Source organism: Streptomyces sp. YIM S03343, from assembly GCF_054729195.1.
In genome coordinates this window covers 7,642,009-7,667,414 of record NZ_JBPUKX010000001.1, presented here as the reverse complement: position 1 = coordinate 7,667,414, position 25,406 = coordinate 7,642,009, and the positions used below count along the sequence as shown (strand labels likewise).

Genomic DNA, 25,406 nt, shown 5'->3' with positions numbered 1-25,406 from the left:
CCGCCGGAGGACGCCGAGGAGCAGCGGCGCGGGACAGCCCGGGCCGCCGGGCCCAGCCGTACGCCGGACCCGGCGCTGCTCCCGCCGATGAGCCCGACGACGAGCCCTAACTCCAGCTGGCGTGAAGGGGCTTGCCCTCCGCGTACCCGGCGGCGCTCTGGATGCCGACGACGGCCCGCTCGGCGAACTCGGCGAGGGAGCCCGCACCGGCGTAGGTGCAGGACGAGCGGACGCCTGCGATGATCGAGTCGATCAGGTCCTCGACGCCCGGCCGGGCCGGGTCGAGGTACATCCGGGAGGTGGAGATGCCCTCCTCGAACAGCGACTTGCGGGCCCGGTCGTACGAAGACTCGTCCGACGTGCGGTTGCGCACCGCACGCGCGGACGCCATGCCGAAGGACTCCTTGTAGAGGCGGCCGTCGGCGTCCTGCTGAAGGTCGCCGGGCGACTCGTAGGTACCCGCGAACCAGGAACCGATCATCACATTGGACGCACCCGCGGCAAGCGCCATCGCCACATCGCGCGGGTGACGCACCCCGCCGTCGGCCCAGACGTGCTTGCCGTGCCTGCGCGCCTCGGCGGCACACTCCAGGACGGCGGAGAACTGCGGGCGGCCCACGCCGGTCATCATGCGGGTGGTGCACATGGCGCCGGGGCCGACCCCCACCTTGACGATGTCCGCACCGGCCTCGATCAGGTCCCGGACGCCCACGGCGGACACGATGTTGCCCGCGGCGATCGGCACCTGCGGGTCGAGGGCGCGCACCAGCCGGACGGCGGCGATCATCGACTCCTGGTGGCCGTGCGCGGTGTCGATGACGAGCGTGTCGACGCCCGCGTCGAGGAGCTGCTTGGCCTTGCCCGCGACGTCGCCGTTGATGCCGACGGCGGCGGCGATGCGCAGCTTGCCGCGCGGGTCGGTCGCCGGGGTGTAGAGGGTGGCGCGCAGCGCGCCCTTGCGGGTGAGGATGCCGGCGAGCCTGCCGTCGGCGTCCACGGCGGGGGCGTAGCGGCGGTTGGCGGCGTCGAGGCGGTTGAACGCCTCGCGCGGGTCGATGTCCGCGTCGAGGAGCACCAGGTCGCGCGACATGACGACCTCGAGCTGGGTGAAGCGGTCGACACCGCTCAGGTCCCGGTCGGTGACGACGCCGACGGGGCGGTGGTTCTCGTCGACCACGACACCGGCGTTGTGCGCCCGCTTGGGCAGCAGGGACAGCGCGTCGGCGACGGTCTGGTGCGGGGCGAGCACGATCGGGGTGTCCAGGACGAGGTGGCGGCTCTTCACCCAGGAGACGACCTCGGTGACGACGTCGATCGGGATGTCCTGCGGGATGACCACGAGGCCGCCGCGCCGGGCCACGGTCTCGGCCATGCGGCGGCCGGCGATGGCGGTCATGTTGGCGACGACCAGCGGGATGGTGGTGCCCGTGCCGTCCGGCGAGCTGAGGTCCACACCCTGCCGCGAGCCGACCGCGGAGCGGCTCGGCACCATGAAGACGTCGTCGTACGTCAGGTCGTAGGCGGGCTGGATGTCGTTGAGGAAACGCACGTGCTGCACATCCCAGTCGATCAGAGGCGGCCCCGGGACAGGTCAGCCAGGGGTAAGAGCACGTACTTCATTGTCCCATGCCGGCACCGGGGCAATGCCCGGGAGAAACGTCCAGCGGGGGCGAGAGCCCGTTGGGAGGAACCTCCGACGAGCCTCTCGGAAGGCTCACCGGAGACGAAGAATCACCGAAGACTCAGTGGCCGCCCCCGAGAGACTCAGTGATCGCCGCCGAGGGCCAGCGCCACCGACAGCCCCGGCTCCCGGTCCACCGCATCGCCGAACACCTCCTGGGCGGTCCGCCACTCCTCGGGACGCGCCTCCGCGTACGGCCGCCAGTTGCGTACGACGACCAGCAGCCCCCGCCGAGCCGCTTCGTCGGGCCAGACGCCGGGGTCGGCGAGGGAGTCGAGCAGGGCGTCCCAGTTGCGGCCGAACCAGTCCGGCAGTGCCAGGGCGCGGGCGCAGCGGTCCATGAGCCCCGCCCGGTTCTCGACGCCGTCGAGGTCCAGCGTGACGACGTACTCGGTCATCTCGGCTCCGTCCGGGAGGGGTGGTCGCGTGGTGGGGTGCTGGGGTGAGGGGGTACCCAGGTGCGCGTCGGGGGACACACCTCGGCGTAACCCGGGGCGGCCCTCCGCCACCCCCGGTGCGTCCCCCACGCGATCGGACCAGGACCCGACAGCCGACCAGGACCCGACAGTCGACAGGACCCGACGGCCCGCAGGACCTGTCAGGGCCCGCCGGGACCGTCGCCGCCGGTCACTGCCGGTCGGTGCCGGTCAGTGCCCGTCCGGATCCGCCCGGTTGAGCGCCGGCTTCGGCGCGTGCCCCGCCGTCATCAGATAGTCCGCGGCCGAGGTGTCCGTGACCAGGCTGGTGACGAGCCCGGAGCGCAGCACGGCGTCGATCGCGGCCGCCTTGCGCTGCCCGCCCGCTATCGCCACGACCTCGGGGACACGGCGCAGCTGGTCGGCCTTGACCGTGATGCAGCGCTCCCCCAGATCCCGGCCGACCCGGCGGCCCTGCCCGTCGAAGAGGTGCGCGGACATCTCGGCCGCGACGCCGAGCGAGGCGTAGTGCGCCCGCTCCTCGTCGCTGAGCATGTCGTGCACCGTCGAGATGCCCGCCTCCCAGGAGCCGATGGAGACACAGGCGACCGTGACCTTGTCGAAGTACTCGAAGGCGCGGGCGATCCCGGTCTGGTTGCGCAGCGCGGCCGCGGTGGCCGCGTCCGGCAGCAGCATCGGCGCGTAGATGGGGTGGGCGTCGCCGCCCGACACCTGGGCGGCCCGGCGTACGGCCTCGACCGAGCCGCGCTCTGCGGTCCCGGCATCGTAGACGCCCGTCAGCTGCACCACCGTGCACGGCGGCAGCCGGTCGAGGGCCGCCGCCATGTGGATGGTGGACCGGCCCCAGGCCAGACCGAGGACATCTCCCTCGCTGACCAGTTCGCCGAGGAGGTCGGCCGCGACCTCGCCCAGGTTCTCCGGGTCGGGGGTCTCCTCCGCCTCGGCCGGGGACTCGACCACGACCGCGTGCCTGAGGCCGTAGCGGGCGCGGAGCGCGTCGGAGCGCTCTGCGTCCAGCTCGGCCGGGACGCGGATCTCGATGCGTACGAGATCCCGTTCGAGGGCGGTCTCCAGGACCCGGGCCACCTTGAAGCGGCTGACGCCGAACTCCTCGGCGATCTGGATCTTGGATTTGCCCTCGAGGTAGAAGCGGCGGGCCATGGCCGCCGCCTGCACCAGCTCAGCGGGTCCCATCCGCATGGCTGACCGGCCCGCCGACATACCCGACACGGCCATCTCCTCACTGCTGTTCACACTCTGGATACGTCGTTCATCCTTGCAGATCCGACGCGCTTGAACTGCCTTGATGGCCGTCGTTCACGTAGCTGTGGCTCAGTGGACGCATGACCACGAGGCCCTGGACGTGGCCTCCTCCGCCTGCCTGCGCAGGGCGCTCACGGCCTTGGCCGGGTCGTTCGCGCCGTACACGGCGGAGCCGGCGACGAAGACGTCGGCTCCAGCGTCCGCGCATCGCTCGATCGTCGACGCCGAAACTCCTCCGTCGACCTGCAGCCACAGCTCAAGACCGTGCTTGCTGATCAACTCGCGGGTCCGCCGGATCTTCGGAAGCATGATGTCGAGGAACGCCTGGCCGCCGAAGCCCGGCTCGACGGTCATGATCAGCAACATGTCCAGCTCGGGGAGCAGATCCTCGTACGGCTCGATCGGCGTGGCCGGCTTGAGAGCCATCGAGGCCCTGGCGCCCTTGGCGCGGATCTCTCGGGCGAGCCGCACGGGTGCGGCGGCCGCCTCGATGTGGAACGTGACGGAGGAGGCACCCGCCTCGACGTACTGGGGCGCCCAGCGATCGGCGTCCGCGATCATCAGATGACAGTCCAGCGGAGTGTCCGTCGCACGGGCCAGGGACTCTACGACCGGCACTCCGAGCGTGAGGTTCGGGACGAAATGGTTGTCCATCACGTCGACATGGAGCCAGTCGGCTCCTTCGACCGCCTTCGCCTCGTCGGCAAGACGAGCGAAGTCGGCGGACAGGATGCTGGGGTTGATCTGCACGGCCATGCCCCAAGCCTGCCATGCCCGGAAGGGTTTCTTCCCCCTGGTCCGGACCTGGGACGTTCAGCCCATGACCCGACCCCGGCCCCCGTGTCATGCTGGTCGGTCGGGTTGCACCAGGGACCGCCACGGGGGTAGCGGCGATGCGGCATCTTGAGACGTGGAAGCGGAACGCCATCGGGTTCGTGTGCGGGCGGCGCTCCAAGTGGGTGGTGGTCGCCCTGTGGCTGGTGATCCTGGTGATCGCCGCACCGCTCGGGATGAAGCTCAGCGACGCACAGGACAACGACGCCCAGTCCTGGCTGCCCAAGAGCGCCGAGTCCACCCAGGTCCTGAATCTCTCGGAGAAGTTCCGGCCGGAGCAGATCCCCGCCGTCGTCGTCTACGCCCGCCCCGGCGGGCTCACCGCGGCGGACCGGGCACAGATCACGCACGACGCGGCCGAGCTGCGGACCTTGCGCGCCCACGGGGTGCGCGGCGCGCAGACCCAGGGGCCCTTCTTCGACCGGCGGGTGGCACCGCGGGCCGCCCAGATCTCCGTCCCCATCACCATGAACGCCTCCGGCTGGCAGCGCATCGAGCCCGCCGTCGACTCCATGCGCGCCGTGGTCGGACACGGCAACCACGGTCTGGCCGTGCACATCACCGGGCCCGGCGGCACCGCGGCCGACTCCGCCAAGGCGTTCAAGGGCATCGACTCCACGCTGCTGTTCTCCGCGATGGCCGTGGTGATCGTGATGCTGCTGATCACCTACCGCAGCCCCACCCTGCTGTTCGTGCCGCTGCTCGGCGTGATCGCCGCACTGTTCACCGCACAGGCGTTGATCTATCTGCTGGCCCGGCATGCCGGGCTGACCGTGAACGGTCAGAGCGCCGGCATCCTGACCGTGCTCGTCTTCGGCGCGGGCACCGACTACGCACTGCTGCTGGTCGCCCGCTACCGGGAAGAACTGCGCCGTCACGAGGACCGGCACGAGGCGATGGTGCTGGCGATGAACCGCGCGGGCCCGGCCGTACTGGCCTCCGGGGCGACGGTGGTGCTGAGCATGCTGGTGCTGCTCGCCGCGCAGATGAACTCCACACGCGGCCTCGGCCCGGTCGCCGCCATCGGCGTCACCGTGGCACTGGCGGCGATGCTGACGCTGTTCCCGGCGCTGCTGCTGCTCTTCGGGCGCTGGATCTTCTGGCCCGCGATCCCCCACTTCGGCTCCGCCGACCCGACCAAGAGCGGGGTGTGGGCCCGGATGGGCCGGCGCTTCTCCCGTCGTCCGCGCATGGTGTGGGTCCTCACGGCGGGTGTGCTCGCTGTGCTCTCCCTCGGCCTGATCCAACTGCGCGCCGACGGCATCCCCAATGCCGACGCGTTCACCGACAAACCCGACTCGATCGTCGGCCAGCAGGTGTCCGCGAGGTACTTCCCGGCAGGCACCGGCGATCCGCTGGTGATCGTCATGAACCGGGCGCAGGCCGTGCAGGTGGGCCGTACGGTCGCCGCCGACAGGGGTGTCGTGCCGACCAGCATCGGCATACCCCCCGGCACGGCTCCGCTCTACGACGGCAAGGTGCTGGTGGAGGCCACCATGCGCGCCCCGTCCGACAGCTCCGCCGCCAAGGGGACCGTCGAGCGGGTGCGGACGGCGGTGCACGCCGTGCCCGGGGCCGACGCCGAGGTCGGCGGAGGCACGGCCGCCCTGCTGGACATGGAGAACGCCCAGGCCCATGACAACTACGTGGTCATCCCGCTGGTCCTGACCGTCGTCCTGCTCGTCCTCGGTGCCCTGCTGCGCGCCGTGGTGGCGCCGCTGCTGCTGGTCGGCACGGTGGTGCTGTCGCTGGCGAGCGCCCTGGGCCTGAGCGCCCTGGCCTTCCGGTACCTCTTCGACTACGCGGGCGAGGACGTGGCGTTCCCGCTGTTCGTCTTCGTGTTCCTGGTGGCGCTGGGCATCGACTACAACATCTTCCTGACCACCCGCATCCGCGAGGAGGCGGTCCGGCAGGGCACGCGGAAGGGGGTGGTGACCGGCCTCGCCGCGACGGGCGCGGTGATCACCTCGGCGGGCCTGGTCCTCGCGGGCACCTTCGCCGCGCTCGGCACCCTGCCCATGGTGGGCTTCGCCGAGATCGGCTTCGCGGTCGCCCTCGGTGTGCTGCTGGACACCCTTGTGGTGCGGTCCGTGCTGGTCACGTCGCTCTTCCTCGACGTGGGCAAGAAGGTGTGGTGGCCGCACCGTCTGTCCCACCGCGACGGCGCGGACGAACGAGCGGCGGTGCCGACGCAGGAACCGGGGGCGGGCGTGCGGCAGCCAGGGAGCTGAGGGGCGCGCCGAGTCGCCCCGTCGCGCCGGTCACCCGTACTGGACTCAGGCCGACCCTGGGCTCAGGCCGACCCTGGGCTCAGGCCGTCCCTTCCACGGGCTCAGGCCGTCCGTCTGATCAGCGCCAGATACATGGCGTCGGTGCCGTGCAGATGCGGCCACAGCTGGACGTCCGGGCCGTCTCCGATCGCCGGTACGCCGGGCAGCAGCGGGCGGGCGTCGATCAGTTCGGCCCCGGGGTACTGCTTGAGCACGTCGTCGACGACCGCGCGGGTCTCGGCGAGATGGGGCGAGCAGGTGGCGTAGCCGACCACGCCGCCCACTCGCACGGCGTCGAGGGCGCTGCGCAGCAGTCCGCGCTGGATGGGCGCGAATCCTTCGAGGTCCTCGGGACGGCGCCGCCAGCGTGCCTCGGGGCGCCTGCGCAGGGCGCCGAGACCGGTGCAGGGCACGTCCATCAGCACCCGGTCGAAGACGCCGGGCCGCCATGGCGGGCGCATGCCGTCGGCGGCGATCACCTGGTAGGGCCCGGGGTTGCCGTGCAGGGCCTTGGCGACGAGCCCCGCCCGGTGCGGCTGCTTCTCGGAAGCGAGGAGCACGGCGCCGCGCTCCGCGGCGAGGGCGCCGAGGAGGGCGGCCTTGCCACCGGGTCCGGCGCAGCCGTCGAGCCATGCCTTGTCGGGCCCGTCGAGCGGTGCGTCGGCCAGGGCGATCGCGACGAGCTGGCTGCCCTCGTCCTGGACACCCGCGCGCCCCTCCCGTACGGCGTCCACGGCGCCGGGCTCGCCGCCCTCGGTGAGCCGCACGGCGTACGGCGACCAGCGGCCGGGCACCGCGGCGTCCTCGCGCAGGAGTTCCTCGGGGTCTACGCGGCCGGGACGGGCGACCAGGGTCACCTCGGGCCGCTCGTTGTCCGCCTCCAGGAGGTCCTCGATGCCGTTGCGTCCGCCGCCCAGGGCGTCCCACAGCGCGGAGACGATCCAGCGGGGGTGCGAGTGCACGACGGAGAGATGGTCCTCGGGGTCGTCGTCGTACGGCGGCGCGACCTTGTCCAGCCAGGCGTCCAAGTCGTGCTGAGCGACCTTGCGCAGTACCGCATTGACGAACTTCGCGCGTCCGTCGCCGAGGACCACGCGGGCGAGCTCGACGGTGGCGGAGACTGCGGCGTGGCTCGGGATGCGGGTGCCCAGCAGTTGGTGCACACCCAGGCTGAGCACATCGAGCACCGGCGGGTCGACCTCCCGCAGCGGCCGGTCCACACAGGAGGCGATGATCGCGTCGTACGTCCCCTGCCTCCGCAGCGTCCCGTAGACGAGCTCGGTGGCCAGCGCCGCGTCCCGGCCGTCGAAGCCGCCCTTCTCCCGTGCCTTGCGCAGCAGCGGCGGCAGTACGAGGTTGGCGTACGCGTCCCGTTCGTCCACCGCCCGCAGGGCGTCGAAGGCGAGGATGCGGACGGGGTCCTTCTGCGGCCGGCGGTAGGGTTTGCCGGGCTTGCTGGGCCTGCGGGGCTGGTCGTTCACGAAAAAGGTGCTCCGGATGTCAGTGCGGGTTCGCCCCAAGCCTACGTCGCACCGGTCGCCGTGCCACCCGGCGCGCGGTCTGCGGACAGCGAGGAAGGGGCCGCGCCCGACGTGCGGTTACCCACCGTACGGCGCGCCGCGTGGCCGTACGGTCACCGGCCGCGGGTCCCGCACCGTGCCCGTACGGCCACCCGCTGTGCGGGCCGTTGTACGGACACCCGGTGCACGGCCACCGCTGTACGGTGTCGCGCGCCGTTCGTCAGCCGCCGAGCCGCTCGCCCTCGGCGATCCGCACACCGCGGGCCCAGTCGGCGGCGCGCATCGGCTTCTTGCCCTGGGGCTGCACCCACAGCAGCTCGACGGCGTAGGAACCGGTGCCCACGTGGACGCTGTGCTTGGTGACCGCGAGCTGTCCGGGCGCGAGGCCGGTCCGGCCGGGCACAGGCGTGGCCTGGACGAGCTTGAGCCGCTCGCCGCGGAAGACTGTCCAGGCGCCGGGCGCCGGGGTGCAGCCGCGCACCACCCGGTCGACGCGCAGCGCCGGGGTCGTCCAGTCGATCCGGGCGTCCTCGACGGTGATCTTCGGGGCGAGGGTGACGCCGTCGGCGGGCTGCGGGACGGCCTTCAGGGTGCCGTCCTGGATGCCGTCCATCGTGGCCGCCAGCAGTCCGGCACCGGCGAGGGCGAGACGGGTCAGCAGGTCGCCGCTGGTGTCGGTGGGGCGGATCGCCTCGGTGACGGTGCCGTAGACGGGTCCCGAGTCCAAGCCCTCCTCGATGAGGAAGGTGGAGGCGCCGGTGATCTCGTCGCCCGACATCAGGGAGTGCTGCACGGGGGCGGCGCCGCGCCAGGCGGGCAGCAGCGAGAAGTGCAGATTGACCCAGCCGTGCACCGGGATGTCGAGGGCGACGCGGGGCAGCAGAGCGCCGTAGGCGACGACGGGGCAGCAGTCGGGGGCGATCGCCGCGAGCCGCTCCAGGAACTCCGGGTCACGCGGCCTGCCCGGCTTCAGCACCTCGATCCCCTCCTCCTCGGCTCGCTCGGCCACCGGAGAGGCGACCAGCCTGCGGCCCCGGCCGGCCGGCGCGTCGGGGCGCGTGACCACGGCGGCGACCTCGTGGCGCCCGGAGGCGATCAGGGCTTCCAGGGCGGGAACGGCTACCTCGGGGGTACCGGCGAAGACGAGCTTCATGAGCGGGCTGGGGCCTCTCGGGCGGTGACGACGGTGGGCAGCCCCCAAGTCTATGGCCCCGCACGGACGATCACCGATCGCGCGGCCCGTCCCCACGGCGGTACGGACACCTGTCCCCCGGGTGGTGCGACAGGTGGTGCGCGGGCGGGAACACCGGCGTACGCATGTACGTACACGCCCCCACACCGTGACCAGCGGGGCTCCTGTGCGTTGGTCAAGAAAGAGTTGACCACAGAAAGAAAGAGTTGACCCCGCCCACCCCCACAGGACCGCCTTCGCGGCCCGATTCCTTTCAACGCCGGTTCGAGAGGCTTGTTCATGGCCGACCACGCAACCCACGACGCCCAGGCCCGGGCCAGCCTGCACCTGCTGGTGCGGGACATCGAGCGGGTCCGCCGGCAGGTGGACGCGCTGCGCACGCTCACCGCCCAACTGGGCAACGTCTACCGCCCGCGCCGCTCCGGCCCCACCACGGGCTTCGTCGTCTACGGACGCGCCCCCGCCCCGACGGTCCGTCTCGCCCAGGAACTGCGGGACAGTGTCGAGACCCTGGTCACGGCCGCAGTGGATTTCGACCGCTCGCTCGGCTTCTCGTGGGACGCGGTGGGCTCCGCGCTCGGGGTCACCAAGCAGGCGGTACACCGCCGTTACGGCGCGCGCCGGACCGGGACCCAGGCGGCGGCCGAGGCGGAGCGGTCCACCGAGCCGTCGGGCCCCCGCACGGTCAATGTGACCACCCATCTCCCCACGGTGCCGACGGTTCCCGCGGCCCGCACCATGCCGACCCAGCCCACCGCGGGCAGCCCCACCCTCCGCGACGAACCCCGTCCGGCCCCCTTCCCCGGCCCCCGCAACGGCTGACACCCCGCCAACCACCCCGGGATCCCCCGCCCTTCCGGTTCCGCACGACCGGGAGGGCGCATCTGTGTGCCGGCGTGATCCCGTCTCCGTTCGGCGAACTCAGCCCCGAGCCGACGAACTCAGTCCCGAACCGCAGCGGTTGCCGAGCGTCGCCCGGCTCCTGCCCCGCTCACCCGATGTCCGGCGGATCGATCCGTACCCGTACCGGCGTCTCGCCGCTGCCGCGGGCCGTCCGGGCGGCCTGAGCGGTCTTCAGGGCGGTGGCCAGGGCCGTTCCGCTGCCCGGGGGGACACGGATCAGGACTCGGTCCCAGTGCTCGCCGGGAGGCGGTCCTCCGGTGCGGCGGGGGCCGGCGACGGGGGCGGGCGGCAGCGGTACGGGGCCCAGTAGCTCGGCGTCGGGCGGCAGTTGGGCGGCCGTCAGGAAGTCCGCCAGTGCCTCGGGCGGACCGGAGACGGCGGCCATCCGGGAGACCGGGGGGAAGCCCAGTTCGGCCCGCTCGGCCAGTTCGCGCAGCGCGTGGCCGACGGGGTCCCAGCGCACCAGCGCCTGCACCGGGCGCAGCGTCGGCTCGGCGACCACGACGACCGTGCCGCCCGCCGGCTGCTCCCGCACCAGCGAGGCCGCCGAGATCCAGCGGCCCAGCGCGTCCTCACCGGCACGCAGATCGGGTCGGGTCAGCATCGCCCAGCCGTCCAGCAGCAGCGCCGCCGCGTAGCCGCCCTCGGCGACGGGTTCGGCGCCCGGTGTGCTGACGACGAGTGCGGGGGTGCCCGGCACGGTGTCGAGCACATGCTCACGCCCCGAGGTGCGCACCGGTACGGCGGGAAAGGCCCGCCCCAGTTCCTCCGCGGTCCGCCGCGCCCCGACGATCTGCGCCCGCAGCCGCCGCGCACCGCACTCCGGGCAGTGCCAGTCGTCCTCCGCGCGCCCGCACCAGCCGCAGCCGAGCGCCCCACCGTCGCGTGCCTCCAGGGGTCCCGCGCAGTGCCGGCAGCGGGCCGCGGTACGGCACTGCGCGCAGGCCGTCCGCGGCACATAGCCGCGCCGGGGCACCTGCACCAGCACCGGCCCGTGCCGCAGCCCGTCGCGGGCCACCTGCCAGGCGAGGCTGGGCAGCCGGGCGGCGCGGGCGGCCTCGTCACGCGCCACGTCCTCGTCGCCGACGGTCCGTACCAGCGGTGCGGCGGCCCGTACCTGCTCCCGGGCGGCGACCAGGGGGCGCGCCCAGCCGCTCTCCACCAGTTGGGCGGCCTCGACGGTGCAGCTCCAGCTGCCCAGCAGGAACGCGCACTTGTCGAGCGAGGCGCGCAGCAGCAGCACCTCACGGGCATGCGGTTGCGGCGCGTGCTGCTCGCTGTGGCTGTCGTCCCCGTCGTCCCAGAGGGCGACCAGGCCGAGGTCGTGCACCGGAGCGAACATCGCGGCCCGTGTGCCCACCACGGCCCGGACGGAGCCGCGTCGTACGGCGAGCCACTGCCGGTAGCGCTTCTCGGGCCCGGCGTCGGCGGTGAGCAGGGCGTGCCGCCCCTCGCCGAGCAGCGCGGTGAGGGCGGCGTCCACCCGGGCGGCGGTCCGCCCGTCGGGGACGACGACGAGCGCGCCGCGGCCGGAGGCGAGGGTCGCGGCGACCGCGGTGGCCGCCTCGGCGCTCCACAGCGCTCCCGGCAGCGCGTTCCAGACGGCCCGGGGTGCACCACCCGAGGCCAGCGCGTCCAGGAACGCCGGGCCGTGCTCGTAGCGGGCCCAGGATCCCGGCGCCGGTCGCGGGGGCGTGGGCAGCGGCGCGGGCGACTCCCGCTGCTCGGCCCTGGCGCTGCGCGGCGGTACGGCCAGTTGGAGGACGTCGGCCAGGCTGCCCGCGTAGCGGTCGGCGACGGCGCGGGCCAGGCCGAGCAGTTCCTCGCTGAGCACCCGCTCGGGTGAGACGACCTGGGCGAGCGCGGCGAGCGGACCGGCGTAGTCGCTCTCGGCGCGGCGCTCGACGAGGAACCCGTCGATCAGTCCGCCGCCCTCACGCCGGCCGTCGCGCACCCTGTGCCGTCCGGCGCCGAACCGCACCCGCACCCGCACCCCGGGCTGCGCGTCGGCGTCCAGCGCGGCCGGGACGGCGTAGTCGAAGTACCGGTCGAGGTGGAGCACTCCCTTGTCCACGAGGACCCGGGCGACCGGCAGCCGTTCGGCCAGCTCGGCGTTCCGCCAGGTCCTGGGTTTGGCCCGCGGTTCCCGGGCCTTGCGCACGCTCTCCCGGATGAGGGCGAGCTGCTCGGGCGGCGCACCTTCCCCGCCGCCGCCCGACATCCCGTTCCGGCCGCTCATGTCTGCATTCCTACCAAACCGCACTGACAAGCCGACGGGGCCCGGCGCCCCCGCAGGGAGCACCGGGCCCCGTAAGAGTCCCGCAGAGTCCCGCGAGCGGCTGAGTGAAGCGCCCGCGGTCCTGACCGTCCTTACAAGCCGACGGCCTTGCGCAGGGCGTCCACGCGGTCCGTGCGCTCCCAGGTGAAGTCGGCCAGCTCACGGCCGAAGTGGCCGTAGGCGGCGGTCTGGGCGTAGATCGGGCGCAGCAGGTCGAGGTCGCGGATGATCGCGGCGGGACGGAGGTCGAAGACCTCGTCGATCGCCTTCTCGATCTTCTCGGTCTCGATCTTGTGGGTGCCGAAGGTCTCGATGAACAGGCCGACGGGCTCGGCCTTGCCGATGGCGTAGGCGACCTGGACCTCGCAGCGGGCGGCGAGGCCCGCGGCGACCACGTTCTTGGCGACCCAGCGCATCGCGTACGCCGCCGAGCGGTCCACCTTGGACGGGTCCTTGCCCGAGAAGGCACCGCCGCCGTGGCGGGCCATGCCGCCGTACGTGTCGATGATGATCTTGCGGCCGGTCAGACCCGCGTCGCCCATCGGGCCGCCGATCTCGAAACGGCCGGTCGGGTTGACCAGCAGCCGGTAGCCCTCGGTCTCCAGCTTGATGCCCTCGTCCAGCAGGGCCTTCAGCTCCGGCTCGACGACGAACTCGCGGATGTCGGGAGCGAGCAGGGACTCCAGGTCGATGTCGGAGGCGTGCTGCGAGGAGACGACCACGGTGTCGAGGCGGACGGCCTTGTCGCCGTCGTACTCGATGGTGACCTGCGTCTTGCCGTCGGGCCGCAGGTAGGGGATGGTGCCGTTCTTGCGGACCTCGGTGAGGCGGGCGGCAAGCCGGTGCGCGAGGAAGATCGGCAGCGGCATCAGCGTCGGCGTCTCGTCCGTCGCGTAGCCGAACATCAGGCCCTGGTCGCCCGCGCCCTGCTTGTCGAGTTCGTCGTCGTCGCCCTCGACCCGCTTTTCGTACGCGCTGTCGACGCCCTGGGCGATGTCCGGCGACTGAGCGCCGATGGACACCGAGACACCGCAGGAGGCGCCGTCGAAGCCCTTCTTGGAGGAGTCGTAGCCGATCTCGAGGATCTTGTTGCGGACCAGCGTGGCGATGTCGGCGTAGGCCTTCGTGGTGACCTCGCCGGCCACATGCACCAGACCGGTCGTGATCAGCGTCTCCACGGCGACCCGGGAGGTCGGGTCCTCCCGCAGGAGCGCGTCGAGAATGGTGTCGCTGATCTGGTCAGCGATCTTGTCGGGGTGACCTTCGGTCACGGACTCCGAGGTGAACAGGCGACGGGACACAACGCTCCCTGTGGTTGCAGCGGCTGCTGTCTGATCATGGGTGGACGGACGGGGCTGCACCCGGCGTCGTCCGAGAACAGTTTATCGGTCGCACTCTGCCACCGGCCTCGGCGTCTCACCTCTCGGGAACGCCGTGACCTGCGGCACGGGCATTCTGCCCGCTCCCCGGGCCGGTTCGCCAGGGTAGCCACGCCCGAATCTACGGTGTACGGGAGGGTAACGCAGCGCAACAGCCGTTCACCGCAGACGCTGTGCCACCAGGTCCCACACGGTTTCGGCCAGGGCCTCCTTCGGTCCGTGGGGCACCTGGGTCTCGGTGCCGTCGGCGCCAAGCACGACGGCCTCGTTCTCCTCGGAGCCGAACGTCTTGCGCTCACCCACCTCGTTGACCACGAGGAGGTCACAGCCCTTCCGGGCGAGTTTGACGCGGCCGTTGGCGAGCACGTCGTCCGTCTCGGCGGCGAAGCCGACGACCACCTGTCCGGGGCGGGCGCGGTCGGCGGAGATCTCCGCGAGAATGTCCGGATTCCGTACGAGCACGATCGGCTCCGGGTCCTGCCCGTCCTTCTTCTTGATCTTCCCGGCCGCGTAGACCGCCGGGCGGAAGTCGGCGACGGCGGCCGCCATCACGACCGCGTCGGCGTCCGCGGCGGCCTTCAGCACCGCCTCGCGCAGTTGCACCGCCGTCTCCACCGGGACGACATCCACCCCCGCCGGGTCCGGCAGCCCGGTGTTGGCCGCGACCAGCGTCACCCGGGCGCCACGGGCGGCCGCGGTGCGGGCGAGGGCGTAGCCCTGCTTGCCGGAGGAGCGGTTGCCGAGGAAACGCACCGGGTCGAGGGGTTCACGGGTGCCTCCGGCGCTGACCACGACATGCCGCCCGGCGAGGTCCGGCTCGGTGACACCGCGGACGAGCACCCGGCGGCAGACCTCGAACATCTCGGCCGGGTCGGGCAGCCGTCCCTTGCCGGTGTCGACGCCGGTGAGGCGGCCGACGGCCGGTTCGATCACGAGGGCGCCGCGCCGTCGCAGCGTGGCCACGTTCTCTCTGGTCGCCGGGTGCTCCCACATCTCGGTGTGCATGGCGGGAGCGAAGACGACCGGGCAACGGGCGGTGAGCAGGGTGTTGGTCAGGAGGTCGTCGGCGAGGCCGTGGGCGGCCTTGGCCAGTATGTCGGCGGTGGCCGGGGCGACGACGACCAGATCGGCGTGCTGGCCGATGCGGACGTGGGGGACCTCTTGGACGTCGTCCCAGACCTCGGTGGCGACGGGGTTGCCGGACAGGGCGGACCAGGTGGCGGCGCCGACGAAGTGCAGGGCGGCGGCGGTGGGCACGACCCGCACGTCATGGCCCGACTCGGTGAACCTTCTGAGCAGCTCACAGGCCTTGTACGCGGCGATGCCGCCACTGACGCCCAGTACGACCTTCGGCTTGTCCACCGTCTCTCCCGGTCTCGGCTCCCGTGCGCCGGATGACGGGCGCACGTCCCCATCACACACCACAGGCCCGACATGGTGCTGTCGGGCCTGTGGAAAACTCATGCGCGGTACGAAAGTATGACCGACGCTGTGCCGCATTCACGACACGGCACCAACCCCGCCGGACTCGAACCGCCGACCTCGCCGACGGACTCACGCCGCCGGACGTCGTGCCGGAACTGCTACGCCGGGCCCTCGATGGCCTCGGACGTCAGCAGACCCGCGTTGATCTCGCGCAGGGCGATCGAGAGCGGCTTCTCGTGGACATGGGTGTCTACGAGCGGACCGACGTACTCGAGGAGGCCCTCGCCGAGCTGCGAGTAGTACGCGTTGATCTGGCGGGCCCGCTTGGCCGCGTAGATCACGAGGCTGTACTTCGAGTCGGTGGCCTCGAGGAGCTCGTCGATCGGGGGGTTGATGATGCCCTCGGGCGCGGTGATGGAAGAGGACACGCTCTACCTTCCGATGGATGGGAAAGAATCAGTCGGTGTGACCCGGTGGTCCGCCGCCGCCCCCGTAGAGGCAAGGCCCCCTGGAGACTGGGCCCCATGGAAACAGGGCCCGGTGGAGCCGAGGCCCGGTTCCTCGGAGGACCGGCGCAGGAGTCACCATCACACAACGTCCACCAAGGCTAGCAGCTCGCGCGCCACGTCCTCGACGGAGGTGTTGACCAGCGTCATGTCGAACTCCGGCTCGGCCGCCAGCTCGACCCTCGCGGCGTCGAGACGCCGCTCGATGACCTCGGGCGCCTCGGTGCCGCGGCCGGTGAGCCGGCGTACCAGCTCCTCCCAGGAGGGAGGTGCCAGGAACACCAGACGGCCCTCCGGCATGGTCTCGCGGACCTGCCGGGCGCCCTGGAGGTCGATCTCCAGGAGGACCGGCACGCCGGCCTCCAGGTGCTCCAGCACGGCCGCTCGCGGCGTGCCGTAGCGGTTGCCCGCGAACTCGGCCCACTCCAGCAGTTCCCCGTTGGCGATGAGCTTGTCCATCTCGTCGTCGGTGACGAAGAAGTAGTGAACTCCGTGCCGCTCGCCGGGGCGGGGCTTTCGGGTCGTCGCCGACACCGAGAGCCACACCTCGGGGTGAGCCTTGCGCATATGGGCGACGACCGTGCTCTTGCCGACCCCGGAGGGGCCGGAGAGCACGGTCAGCCGCGGACGTGCGTCCGGAGGTACGGGGGTCGTCCCCCGGGGTGTTGCAGCCATGCCGCGATTATTCCAGCAATCGCGGCATGCCCGGGACTGACGTCCCGGGCACCCGGACTCAGGAGCCCGTGCTGCCGAACTCACGCTCCAGGGAAGCGATCTGGTTGGAGCCGAGGCCGCGTACCCGGCGGCTCTCGGAGATGCCGAGTCGCTCCATGATCTGCTTGGCGCGGACCTTGCCCACGCCCGGCAGCGACTCGAGCAGGGCGGAGACCTTCATCTTGCCGATGACGTCGTTTTCCTGGCCCTGCTTGATGACCTCGTGCAGGGAGGCGCCGGAGTGCTTGAGTCGATTCTTGACCTCGGCCCGCTCCCGGCGAGCCGCGGCGGCCTTTTCGAGCGCGGCTGCGCGCTGTTCAGGGGTAAGGGGCGGAAGAGCCACGCCTACGTCACCTCGGATGTCGAACTGTCGGATACGGACCGGTGAGGAACCTAGTCGCCCCACACCTGGGGAGCCACGAGCAACACGCTTGCCCTCCCCCGCTGCCTGGAGGGCACGGGAGGTGTCTCCACTGCTCGGAGACTAGCGGTCAAGTGCGCCGGAGTCAGCGAGAACAGCGGAAAAGTCCTGGTCAGCCTGCGCCAGGCCCGACATTTTGGACAAATTGCCCATGATTTGAGGATGTATTCTGACTCCGGGGCCAAGGAATCCGTCCTCCGATCGGCCCGAACAGGCGCCCACCAGGCTCAGGCCGCCGCCCGGGCGAGCCGGATCTCCTCCGCGAAACGATCCGCGGCGTCACGCAGCGCGACGACACCGGGCCCGTGCCGCAGCACACCCCTGCTGACGTTCGGCACCACCTGGGGCAGCGCGGCGCCGAACACCCTCGGAAGATCGGCCGGAGTGGCTCCCTGGGCGCCGACACCGGGCGCGAGGAGCGGACCGTTGATCTCCAGGTCGTACGACGACAGATCACCCAGCGTGGCGCCGACGACGGCCCCGAAGGAGCCCATCGGGGTCTCCCCCGTGTTCTCGGCAGCCAGGTGGGCCAGCATCGTCGCCCCCACCGTGCGCCCGTCGGCGCGCACCGCGTGCTGCACCTCGCCGCCCTCCGGGTTGGAGGTCAGCGCCAGCACGAACAGGCCGGTGCCGCTCTCCCGGGCCAGCGCGACCGCCGGGCTGAGCGAGCCGTAGCCGAGGTACGGGGAGACGGTGAGTGCGTCCGAGAACAGCGGGGCGCCGGGGCGCAGGAACGCCTCGGCGTACCCGGCCATGGTGGAGCCGATGTCGCCGCGCTTGGCGTCCATGACGACCAGGGCACCGGCCGCCCGGGCGTCCTGGACGGTCCGTTCCAGCACGGCCCAGCCGCGTGAGCCGAACCGCTCGAAGAAGGCGCTCTGCGGCTTGAGGACGGCGACCCTCTCGGCCGTCGCCTCGACCACGGTGCGGCTGAAGCGCTCCAGCCCGGCGACGTCGTCCGCGAGGTCCCACTGGGCGAGCAGCGAGGCGTGCGGGTCGATGCCGACGCACAGCGGGCCACGCTCGTCCAGGGCCCGGCGCAACCGCGCGCCGAAGGGTTCGAGGGCGGTCATGCGGGCTTCCTGACGTCGGCGCCGACCGCGTCGGCGAGGGTGGCGTACGGGCTGGTGCGCAGGCGTGCGGCGAGGCCCTTGTGGATGGCGCGGGCCCAGAAGGGGCCCTCGTAGATGAAGGCGGTGTAGCCCTGGACGAGCGTGGCGCCCGCGAGGATGCGCTGCCAGGCGTCCTCGGCGGTCTCCACGCCGCCGACGCCCACCAGGGTGATCCGGTCGCCCACGCGCGCGTAGAGGCGCCTCAGCACCTCCAGGGAACGCTCCTTGAGGGGTGCGCCGGACAGCCCGCCGGTCTCCCTCACCACCGACGGCGAGGACGTCAGGCCGAGTCCCTCGCGCGCGATGGTGGTGTTGGTGGCGATGATGCCGTCCAGGCCGAGTTCGACGGCGAGGTCGGCGACGGCGTCGACGTCCTCGTCGGCGAGGTCCGGGGCGATCTTCACCAGCAGCGGCACCCTGCGGTGGGCGGCGGTGCGGTCGGCGGCCTCGCGGACGGCGGTCAGCAGCGGGCGCAGCGCCTCGGTGGCCTGGAGGTTGCGCAGGCCTGGGGTGTTCGGGGACGAGACGTTCACGACGAGGTAGTCGGCGTACGGCGCCAGGCGCTCGGCCGACTTCACGTAGTCGGCGACCGCGTCCGCCTCGGGGACGGTCTTGGTCTTGCCGATGTTGACGCCCACCACGGCCTTGAACACCGGCTCACGGGAGGCCAGCCGGGCGGCGACTCGCAGGGAGCCGTCGTTGTTGAAGCCCATGCGGTTGATCAGCGCCCGGTCGGGCACCAGGCGGAACAGCCGCTTCTTCGGGTTGCCCGGCTGGGCCTCGCCGGTCACGGTGCCGATCTCGACATGGTCGAAGCCCAGCATCGCCATCCCGTCGATCGCGACGGCGTCCTTGTCGAAACCGGCGGCGAGCCCGAAGGGGCCGTGCATGCGCAGCCCGAGCGCCTCGGTGCGCAGTTCCCGGTGGCGGGGCGCGAGGGCGGCGGCGAGGAAGGTTCGCAGCACCGGTACACGCGCCGCGAGGCGGATCCAGCGGAAGGCGCGGTGGTGCGCCACTTCCGGGTCCATGTGCTTGAAGACCAGGTGGAAGAAGAGTCTGTACATGGTGGTGTCCTAGAAGGCTCTTGGGACGCGAAGGCTCAGGGGGCTCATGGGAAGGGGGACACCGTTTCCCGGTGTCCCCCTTCCCAGCCGTCAGTCGCGGGCCGCGGTCAGATGTTCGGCGTGTTCCTGGAGGGAGCGGACGCCCACGTCGCCGTGGTTGAGGGCGTCGATGCCCTGGACGGCCGCCGCGAGGGCCTGCACCGTGGTCAGGCAGGGCACCGAACGCGCCACGGCCGCCGTCCGGATCTCGTAGCCGTCGAGACGGCCGCCGGTGCCGAACGGCGTGTTGACGATCAGGTCGATCTCGCCCTCGTGGATCAGCTGGACGATCGTCTTCTCACCGGCCGGTCCCGGGCCGTCGGACAGCTTGCGCACGACGGTCGCGTGGATGCCGTTGCGCTTGAGGACCTCAGCCGTGCCGGAGGTCGCGAGCAGTTCGAAGCCGTGGGCGACGAGCTCACGGGCCGGGAAGATCATCGAGCGCTTGTCGCGGTTGGCGACCGAGATGAACGCACGGCCCTTGGTGGGCAGCGGGCCGTAGGCGCCGGCCTGCGATTTGGCGTACGCGGTGCCGAAGACGGAGTCGATGCCCATGACCTCGCCGGTGGAGCGCATCTCCGGGCCGAGGACGGTGTCGACGCCGCGGCCGTGGATGTCGCGGAAGCGCGTCCACGGCATGACGGCCTCCTTGACGGAGATCGGCGCGTCGAGCGGCAGTTCGCCGCCGTCACCCCGGGCCGGGAGCAGTCCCTCGGCGCGCAGCTCTGCGATGGTCGCGCCGAGCGAGATGCGTGCGGCGGCCTTGGCGAGCGGCACGGCGGTCGCCTTGGAGGTGAAGGGCACCGTGCGGGACGCGCGCGGGTTGGCCTCCAGGACGTAGAGGATGTCACCCGCCAGGGCGAACTGGATGTTGATCAGACCGTGCACGCCGACACCGCGGGCGATGGCCTCCGTGGAGGCCCTCAGCCGCTTGATGTCGTAGCCGCCGAGGGTGATCGGGGGCAGGGCGCAGGCGGAGTCGCCGGAGTGGATGCCGGCCTCCTCGATGTGCTCCATGACGCCGCCGAGGTAGAGCTCCCGGCCGTCGTAGAGGGCGTCGACGTCGATCTCGATGGCGTCGTCGAGGAACCGGTCGACGAGGACCGGCCGGGAGGGGCTGATCTCGGTCGACTCGGCGATGTAGACGGCGAGGCGGGTCTCGTCGTAGACGATCTCCATGCCGCGCCCGCCGAGCACGTACGACGGCCGGACCAGGACCGGGTAGCCGATCTCGTCGGCGATGGCCTTGGCCTCGGCGAAGGTGGTGGCGGTGCCGTGCTTGGGCGCGGGCAGGCCCGCCTCGGCGAGGACGCGCCCGAAGGCGCCGCGGTCCTCGGCGGCGTGGATGGCCTCCGGGGATGTGCCCACGATCGGCACCCCGTTGTCCTTGAGGGCCTGGGCGAGGCCCAACGGCGTCTGGCCGCCGAGCTGGACGAGGACGCCCGCGACCGGCCCTGCCTGGGTCTCGGCGTGGACGATCTCCAGCACGTCCTCCAGTGTCAGCGGCTCGAAGTACAGCCGGTCGGAGGTGTCGTAGTCGGTGGAGACGGTCTCCGGGTTGCAGTTGACCATCACCGTCTCGTAGCCCGCGTCGCTCAGCGCGAAGGAGGCGTGGACGCACGAGTAGTCGAACTCGATGCCCTGGCCGATGCGGTTGGGCCCGGAGCCCAGGATGATCACGGCGGGCTTCTCGCGCGGCGCGACCTCGCTCTCCTCGTCGTAGGAGGAGTAGAAGTACGGCGTGCTCGCGGCGAACTCGGCGGCGCAGGTGTCGACCGTCTTGTAGACCGGGCGGATGCCCAGCGCGTGGCGCACCTCGCGCACCACGTCCTCGCGCAGCCCGCGGATCCGGGCGATCTGCTGGTCGGAGAAGCCGTGCCGCTTGGCCTCGGACAGCAGCTCGGGGGTCAGCTCGGGCGACGCGGCGAGTTCGTCGGCGATCTCCTTGATCAGGAAGAGCTGGTCGACGAACCAGGGGTCGATCCTGGTGGCCTCGTGGATCTCCTCCTGGGTGGCGCCCGCGCGGATGGCCTGCATGACGGTGTTGACCCGGCCGTCGGTGGGGCGGGCGGCCTCGCGCAGCAGCTCGTCCTTGTTCCCGGCGGAGCCGGGCTCACCGCCGAAGAGGAACTGGCTGCCCTTCTTCTCCAGGGAGCGCAGCGCCTTCTGGAAGGCTTCGGTGAAGTTGCGGCCGATGGCCATGGCCTCGCCGACGGACTTCATGGTGGTGGTCAGCGTCGAGTCGGCCTGCGGGAACTTCTCGAACGCGAAGCGGGGCGCCTTGACGACCACATAGTCGAGCGTCGGTTCGAAGGAGGCGGGGGTCTCGCGGGTGATGTCGTTGGGGATCTCGTCGAGCGTGTAGCCGACGGCGAGCTTGGCTGCGATCTTGGCGATCGGGAAGCCGGTCGCCTTGGAGGCCAGGGCCGAGGACCGCGACACGCGCGGGTTCATCTCGATGACGATGACCCGGCCGTCCTCGGGGTCCACCGCGAACTGGATGTTGCAGCCGCCGGTGTCGACGCCGACCTCGCGGATGACGGCGATGCCGATGTCGCGCAGGATCTGGTACTCGCGGTCGGTCAGCGTCATCGCCGGGGCGACGGTGATCGAGTCGCCGGTGTGCACGCCCATCGGGTCGAAGTTCTCGATGGAGCAGACGACCACGACGTTGTCGTGCTTGTCGCGCATCAGCTCCAGCTCGTACTCCTTCCAGCCGAGGATGGACTCCTCCAGGAGCACCTCGGTGGTCGGCGACAGGGCGAGGCCCTGGCCCGCGATACGGCGCAGTTCGTCCTCGTCGTGGGCGAAGCCGGAGCCTGCGCCGCCCATGGTGAAGGAGGGTCGTACGACGACCGGGTAGCCGCCCAGATGCGCCACGCCCGCAAGGACGTCGTCCATGGTGTGGCAGATGACCGAGCGTGCGGACTCGCCGTGGCCGGTCTTCTCGCGGACCGCCTCGACGACGAGCTTGAACTGGTCGCGGTCCTCGCCCTTGTGGATCGCCTCCACATTGGCGCCGATCAGCTCGACGCCGTACTCGGCGAGGACACCGTTCTCGTGGAGCCGGATCGCCGTGTTGAGCGCCGTCTGGCCGCCCAGGGTGGGCAGCAGGGCGTCGGGCCGCTCCTTGGCGATGATCTTCTCGACGATCTCGGGGGTGATCGGCTCGACATAGGTGGCGTCGGCGATCTCCGGATCGGTCATGATCGTCGCCGGGTTGGAGTTCACCAGGACGACGCGCAGGCCCTCGGACTTCAGAACACGGCACGCCTGGGTGCCGGAGTAGTCGAACTCGGCGGCCTGGCCGATGACGATCGGGCCGGAGCCGATGACCAGGACGGACTGGATATCGGTGCGCTTAGGCACGCTGGCCCTCCATCAGAGATGTGAAGCGGTCGAACAGGTAGGCGGCGTCGTGCGGGCCCGCGGCCGCTTCGGGGTGGTACTGGACGCTGAACGCCGGGCGGTCCAGGAGCCTGAGGCCCTCCACCACGTCGTCATTGAGGCAGACGTGGGAGACCTCGGCGCGGCCGTACGGCGTGTCGGAGACCTTGTCGAGGGGGGCGTCGACGGCGAAGCCGTGGTTGTGCGCGGTGACCTCGACCTTGCCCGTCGTACGGTCCTGCACGGGCTGGTTGATGCCGCGGTGGCCGTACTTCAGCTTGTAGGTGCCGAAGCCGAGGGCGCGGCCGAGGATCTGGTTGCCGAAGCAGATGCCGAACAGGGGCGTGCCGCGCTCCAGGACGGCCTGCATGACGGAGACCGGGTGGTCGGCGGTGGCGGGGTCGCCGGGGCCGTTGGAGAAGAACACACCGTCCGGGTGCACCGCGTAGACGTCCTCGACGGTCGCGGTGGCGGGCAGGACGTGCACCTCTATGCCGCGTTCGGCCATACGGTGCGGGGTCATGCCCTTGATGCCGAGGTCGACGGCGGCGACGGTGAACCGCTTCTCCCCGACGGCCGGGACGACGTACGCCTCCTTCGTGGCGACCTCGGCGGACAGGTCGGCGCCGGTCATCTCGGGGGCCTGGCGGACCTCGGCGAGCATGGTGCCCTCGTCGGGCAGCGCGTTGCCGGAGAAGATGCCCACGCGCATGGCGCCGCGCTCGCGCAGATGGCGGGTCAGCGCGCGCGTGTCGATGCCGGAGATCCCGACGACGCCCTGGTGGCGCAGTTCCTCGTCCAGCGAGCGCCGGGCCCGCCAACTGGAGGGCACGCGCGCGGGGTCGCGCACGACATAGCCGGCAACCCAGATGCGCTGCGACTCGGGGTCCTCGTCGTTGACGCCGGTGTTGCCGATGTGCGGGGCGGTCATCACGACGACCTGGCGGTGGTACGACGGGTCGGTGAGGGTCTCCTGGTAGCCGGTCATCCCGGTCGAGAACACAGCCTCGCCGAAGGTCACCCCCACGGCCCCGTAGGCGCGGCCGCGGAAGGTACGGCCGTCCTCCAGGACGAGCACGGCGGGAACCCTGGAGGCTCCCCGGGTGGAGGTTGTCATCGTGCGCCTTCCGTCTTGTTGATCATCTCGTTCAGCGTGCCGACCCACTCGGTGTGCTCGGCCGACCGGTCGGAGCGGAACCCGGAGTCGATCAGCCGGTCGCCGTGCGCCCAGGTCACCACGAGGAGTCCGCCCTCGGTGAGGACCTTGCCCGCGATGCCCTTGTCGAGCCGGGCACCGCGCAGCGCGGCGGCTGGGACGAAGAAGTCGGCCGCCCCGGGGCGTACGACGTCGAGGCCCGCGTCGGTGAGGGTGAGCTCGGCCCTGCTGCGGGTGCCCAGGCCGCGCGCCACGATGCGGTCCAGCCACTGCCCGGCGGTGGTGGAGCCGTGGTAGCGGCCGCTCATGCTCAGTCTCGCCGGGCCGGGGTCCTCCGGCACCGTGGGCAACTCGGGCAGGTCGCCCTGGAGGGTCGCGCGCCATTTCCAGCCCTCGCGCATCAGCCACCAGACGAGGGCGACGAAGAGGACGAGGCCGACGAGCCACCCGATGCGGGCGGCCCAGTCGGTGACCTCCGCCGACTTCTTCGCGGCGGCGAGGAGGTCGGCGGCGAGCGGGGTTCCAGCTGTCACGTGAGTTTCCCGTCGAAGAGCGTGGCCTTGCCCCGGAGCCACGTGTGGGTCACACGGCCCGGCAGCTCACGCCCCTCGTACGGAGTGTTGCGGCTGCGCGAGGCGAAGCCCGCGGGATCGACCCCGCCACGGTATGCCGTGTCGACGAGCGTGAGGTTGGCGGGCTCACCTGCCGAGACGGGGCGGCCGTGGCCCTTGGCCCGGCCGATCCTGGCGGGCGCGAAGGACATGCGGTCGGCCACCTCGGCCCAGCTGAGGAGCCCGCTGTCCACCATGGTCTCCTGGACCACCGACAGCGCGGTCTCCAGCCCCACCATGCCCATCGCGGCGGCGGCCCACTCGCAGTCCTTGTCCTCGTGCGGGTGGGGGGCGTGGTCGGTGGCGACGATGTCGATCGTGCCGTCGGCGAGCGCCTCGCGCAGGGCGTGCACATCGCGCTCGGTGCGCAGCGGCGGGTTGACCTTGTAGACCGGGTTGTAGCTGCGCACCAGTTCGTCGGTGAGGAGCAGGTGGTGCGGGGTGACCTCGGCAGTGACGTCGATGCCGCGGGACTTGGCCCAGCGGACGATCTCGACGGACCCGGCGGTGGAGAGGTGGCAGATGTGCACCCGGGAGCCGACATGCTCGGCGAGCAGCACGTCGCGCGCGACGATCGACTCCTCGGCGACGGCCGGCCAGCCGCCCAGGCCCAGCTCCGCGGAGACGACGCCCTCGTTCATCTGGGCGCCCTCGGTGAGCCGGGGCTCCTGCGCGTGCTGGGCGACGACACCGCCGAACGCCTTCACGTACTCCAGGGCGCGCCGCATGATGACGGCGTCGTGGACGCACTTGCCGTCGTCGGAGAAGACGGTGACCCCGGCCGCCGACTCGTGCATGGCGCCCAGCTCGGCGAGCTTCCTGCCCTCCAGGCCGACGGTGACGGCGCCGATGGGCTGGACGTCGCAGTAGCCGCCCTCCTGACCGAGCCGGTAGACCTGCTCGACCACACCCGCGGTGTCGGCCACGGGGAAGGTGTTGGCCATGGCGAAGACGGCCGTGAAGCCGCCGCTCGCAGCCGCGCGCGTGCCGGTGAGGACGGTCTCGGAGTCCTCGCGGCCGGGCTCGCGCAGATGGGTGTGCAGATCGACGAGGCCCGGCAGCAGCACCTTGCCACCGGCCTCGACGACCTCGGCGCCCTCGGTGTCCTTCGCGGACAGCGCGCCGCCCACGGCCGCGATCACGGCGCCGTCGATGAGGACGTCCTGCGGCTCGCCGCCGAGCACCTGCGCACCACGGATCAGGATCTTGCTCAT

20 protein-coding genes are annotated in these 25,406 nt (G+C 71.8%); 2 read left to right on the top strand and 18 right to left on the bottom strand.

What is annotated here, in order from left to right:
- Positions 1 to 106: 106 nt before the first annotated feature.
- From ACSYGN_RS33885 to rpe, 4 genes are all read right to left on the bottom strand, one after another.
- Positions 107 to 1,549, bottom strand: a complete 1,443-nt coding sequence (locus tag ACSYGN_RS33885; protein WP_460403905.1) for a GuaB1 family IMP dehydrogenase-related protein — start codon at positions 1,547 to 1,549, stop codon at positions 107 to 109.
- Positions 1,550 to 1,764: 215 nt separating this feature from the next.
- Positions 1,765 to 2,079 (bottom strand): barstar family protein, encoded by a 315-nt coding sequence (locus ACSYGN_RS33880; RefSeq protein ID WP_460402462.1) that lies wholly within the window; start codon positions 2,077 to 2,079, stop codon positions 1,765 to 1,767.
- A 249-nt stretch (positions 2,080 to 2,328) separates the two neighbouring features.
- Entirely contained in the window at positions 2,329 to 3,372 is a 1,044-nt protein-coding gene (locus ACSYGN_RS33875) for a sugar-binding transcriptional regulator (protein WP_460402460.1), read from the bottom strand.
- A 78-nt stretch (positions 3,373 to 3,450) separates the two neighbouring features.
- A complete protein-coding gene (rpe, locus tag ACSYGN_RS33870; protein WP_460402458.1) occupies positions 3,451 to 4,137 on the bottom strand; it encodes a ribulose-phosphate 3-epimerase in 687 nt (228 codons plus the stop codon).
- Between the two features lie 137 nt (positions 4,138 to 4,274).
- Between rpe and ACSYGN_RS33865 the strand changes: the two genes are divergently transcribed.
- Entirely contained in the window at positions 4,275 to 6,446 is a 2,172-nt protein-coding gene (locus ACSYGN_RS33865; RefSeq protein ID WP_460402456.1) for an MMPL family transporter, read from the top strand.
- A 101-nt stretch (positions 6,447 to 6,547) separates the two neighbouring features.
- On the opposite strand, the gene ACSYGN_RS33860 is transcribed toward ACSYGN_RS33865, so the two are convergent.
- Positions 6,548 to 7,966, bottom strand: a complete 1,419-nt coding sequence (locus ACSYGN_RS33860) for an RsmB/NOP family class I SAM-dependent RNA methyltransferase (RefSeq protein ID WP_460402454.1) — start codon at positions 7,964 to 7,966, stop codon at positions 6,548 to 6,550.
- Positions 7,967 to 8,225: 259 nt separating this feature from the next.
- Positions 8,226 to 9,158 carry a methionyl-tRNA formyltransferase gene (gene fmt, locus ACSYGN_RS33855; protein ID WP_460402452.1) on the bottom strand — a complete coding sequence of 311 codons (933 nt, stop codon included), beginning with the start codon at positions 9,156 to 9,158 and terminating at the stop codon, positions 8,226 to 8,228.
- Positions 9,159 to 9,476: 318 nt separating this feature from the next.
- Between fmt and ACSYGN_RS33850 the strand changes: the two genes are divergently transcribed.
- Positions 9,477 to 10,019, top strand: coding sequence for a hypothetical protein (locus ACSYGN_RS33850; protein WP_460402450.1), 543 nt, complete (start codon positions 9,477 to 9,479; stop codon positions 10,017 to 10,019).
- Positions 10,020 to 10,188: 169 nt separating this feature from the next.
- Here the strand turns inward: ACSYGN_RS33850 and ACSYGN_RS33845 are convergent, their stop codons facing one another.
- The 12 genes from ACSYGN_RS33845 to ACSYGN_RS33790 form a co-directional block, all read right to left on the bottom strand.
- Positions 10,189 to 12,339, bottom strand: coding sequence for a primosomal protein N' (locus ACSYGN_RS33845; protein WP_460402448.1), 2,151 nt, complete (start codon positions 12,337 to 12,339; stop codon positions 10,189 to 10,191).
- Between the two features lie 131 nt (positions 12,340 to 12,470).
- A complete protein-coding gene (metK, locus tag ACSYGN_RS33840) occupies positions 12,471 to 13,679 on the bottom strand; it encodes a methionine adenosyltransferase (protein ID WP_460402446.1) in 1,209 nt (402 codons plus the stop codon).
- Positions 13,680 to 13,916: 237 nt separating this feature from the next.
- Entirely contained in the window at positions 13,917 to 15,119 is a 1,203-nt protein-coding gene (gene coaBC / locus ACSYGN_RS33835) for a bifunctional phosphopantothenoylcysteine decarboxylase/phosphopantothenate--cysteine ligase CoaBC (protein ID WP_460402444.1), read from the bottom strand.
- Positions 15,120 to 15,340: 221 nt separating this feature from the next.
- Positions 15,341 to 15,610 (bottom strand): DNA-directed RNA polymerase subunit omega, encoded by a 270-nt coding sequence (gene rpoZ, locus ACSYGN_RS33830; RefSeq protein WP_023842852.1) that lies wholly within the window; start codon positions 15,608 to 15,610, stop codon positions 15,341 to 15,343.
- A gap of 159 nt (positions 15,611 to 15,769) precedes the next feature.
- On the bottom strand, positions 15,770 to 16,363 hold the full coding sequence (gene gmk, locus ACSYGN_RS33825) for a guanylate kinase (RefSeq protein WP_460402442.1): 594 nt from the start codon (positions 16,361 to 16,363) through the stop codon (positions 15,770 to 15,772).
- Positions 16,364 to 16,421: 58 nt separating this feature from the next.
- A complete protein-coding gene (locus tag ACSYGN_RS33820; RefSeq protein WP_003977346.1) occupies positions 16,422 to 16,745 on the bottom strand; it encodes an integration host factor in 324 nt (107 codons plus the stop codon).
- Positions 16,746 to 17,050: 305 nt separating this feature from the next.
- Entirely contained in the window at positions 17,051 to 17,896 is an 846-nt protein-coding gene (gene pyrF, locus ACSYGN_RS33815) for an orotidine-5'-phosphate decarboxylase (protein ID WP_460402439.1), read from the bottom strand.
- Positions 17,893 to 18,999: a quinone-dependent dihydroorotate dehydrogenase gene (locus ACSYGN_RS33810; RefSeq protein WP_460402437.1), complete on the bottom strand. Its 1,107-nt coding sequence runs from the start codon at positions 18,997 to 18,999 to the stop codon at positions 17,893 to 17,895. The genes pyrF and ACSYGN_RS33810 overlap by 4 nt, the downstream gene beginning before the upstream one ends.
- A 90-nt stretch (positions 19,000 to 19,089) precedes the next feature.
- A complete protein-coding gene (gene carB / locus ACSYGN_RS33805; protein ID WP_460402435.1) occupies positions 19,090 to 22,407 on the bottom strand; it encodes a carbamoyl-phosphate synthase large subunit in 3,318 nt (1,105 codons plus the stop codon).
- Positions 22,400 to 23,542 (bottom strand): glutamine-hydrolyzing carbamoyl-phosphate synthase small subunit, encoded by a 1,143-nt coding sequence (gene carA / locus ACSYGN_RS33800; RefSeq protein ID WP_460402433.1) that lies wholly within the window; start codon positions 23,540 to 23,542, stop codon positions 22,400 to 22,402. Before carA ends, carB begins: the two co-directional genes overlap by 8 nt.
- The gene (locus ACSYGN_RS33795) at positions 23,539 to 24,114 is read right to left on the bottom strand and encodes a PH-like domain-containing protein (RefSeq protein ID WP_460402431.1); all 576 of its coding nucleotides are present in this window, start codon (positions 24,112 to 24,114) and stop codon (positions 23,539 to 23,541) included. The genes carA and ACSYGN_RS33795 overlap by 4 nt, the downstream gene beginning before the upstream one ends.
- The gene (locus ACSYGN_RS33790; RefSeq protein ID WP_460402429.1) at positions 24,111 to 25,406 is read right to left on the bottom strand and encodes a dihydroorotase; all 1,296 of its coding nucleotides are present in this window, start codon (positions 25,404 to 25,406) and stop codon (positions 24,111 to 24,113) included. Before ACSYGN_RS33790 ends, ACSYGN_RS33795 begins: the two co-directional genes overlap by 4 nt.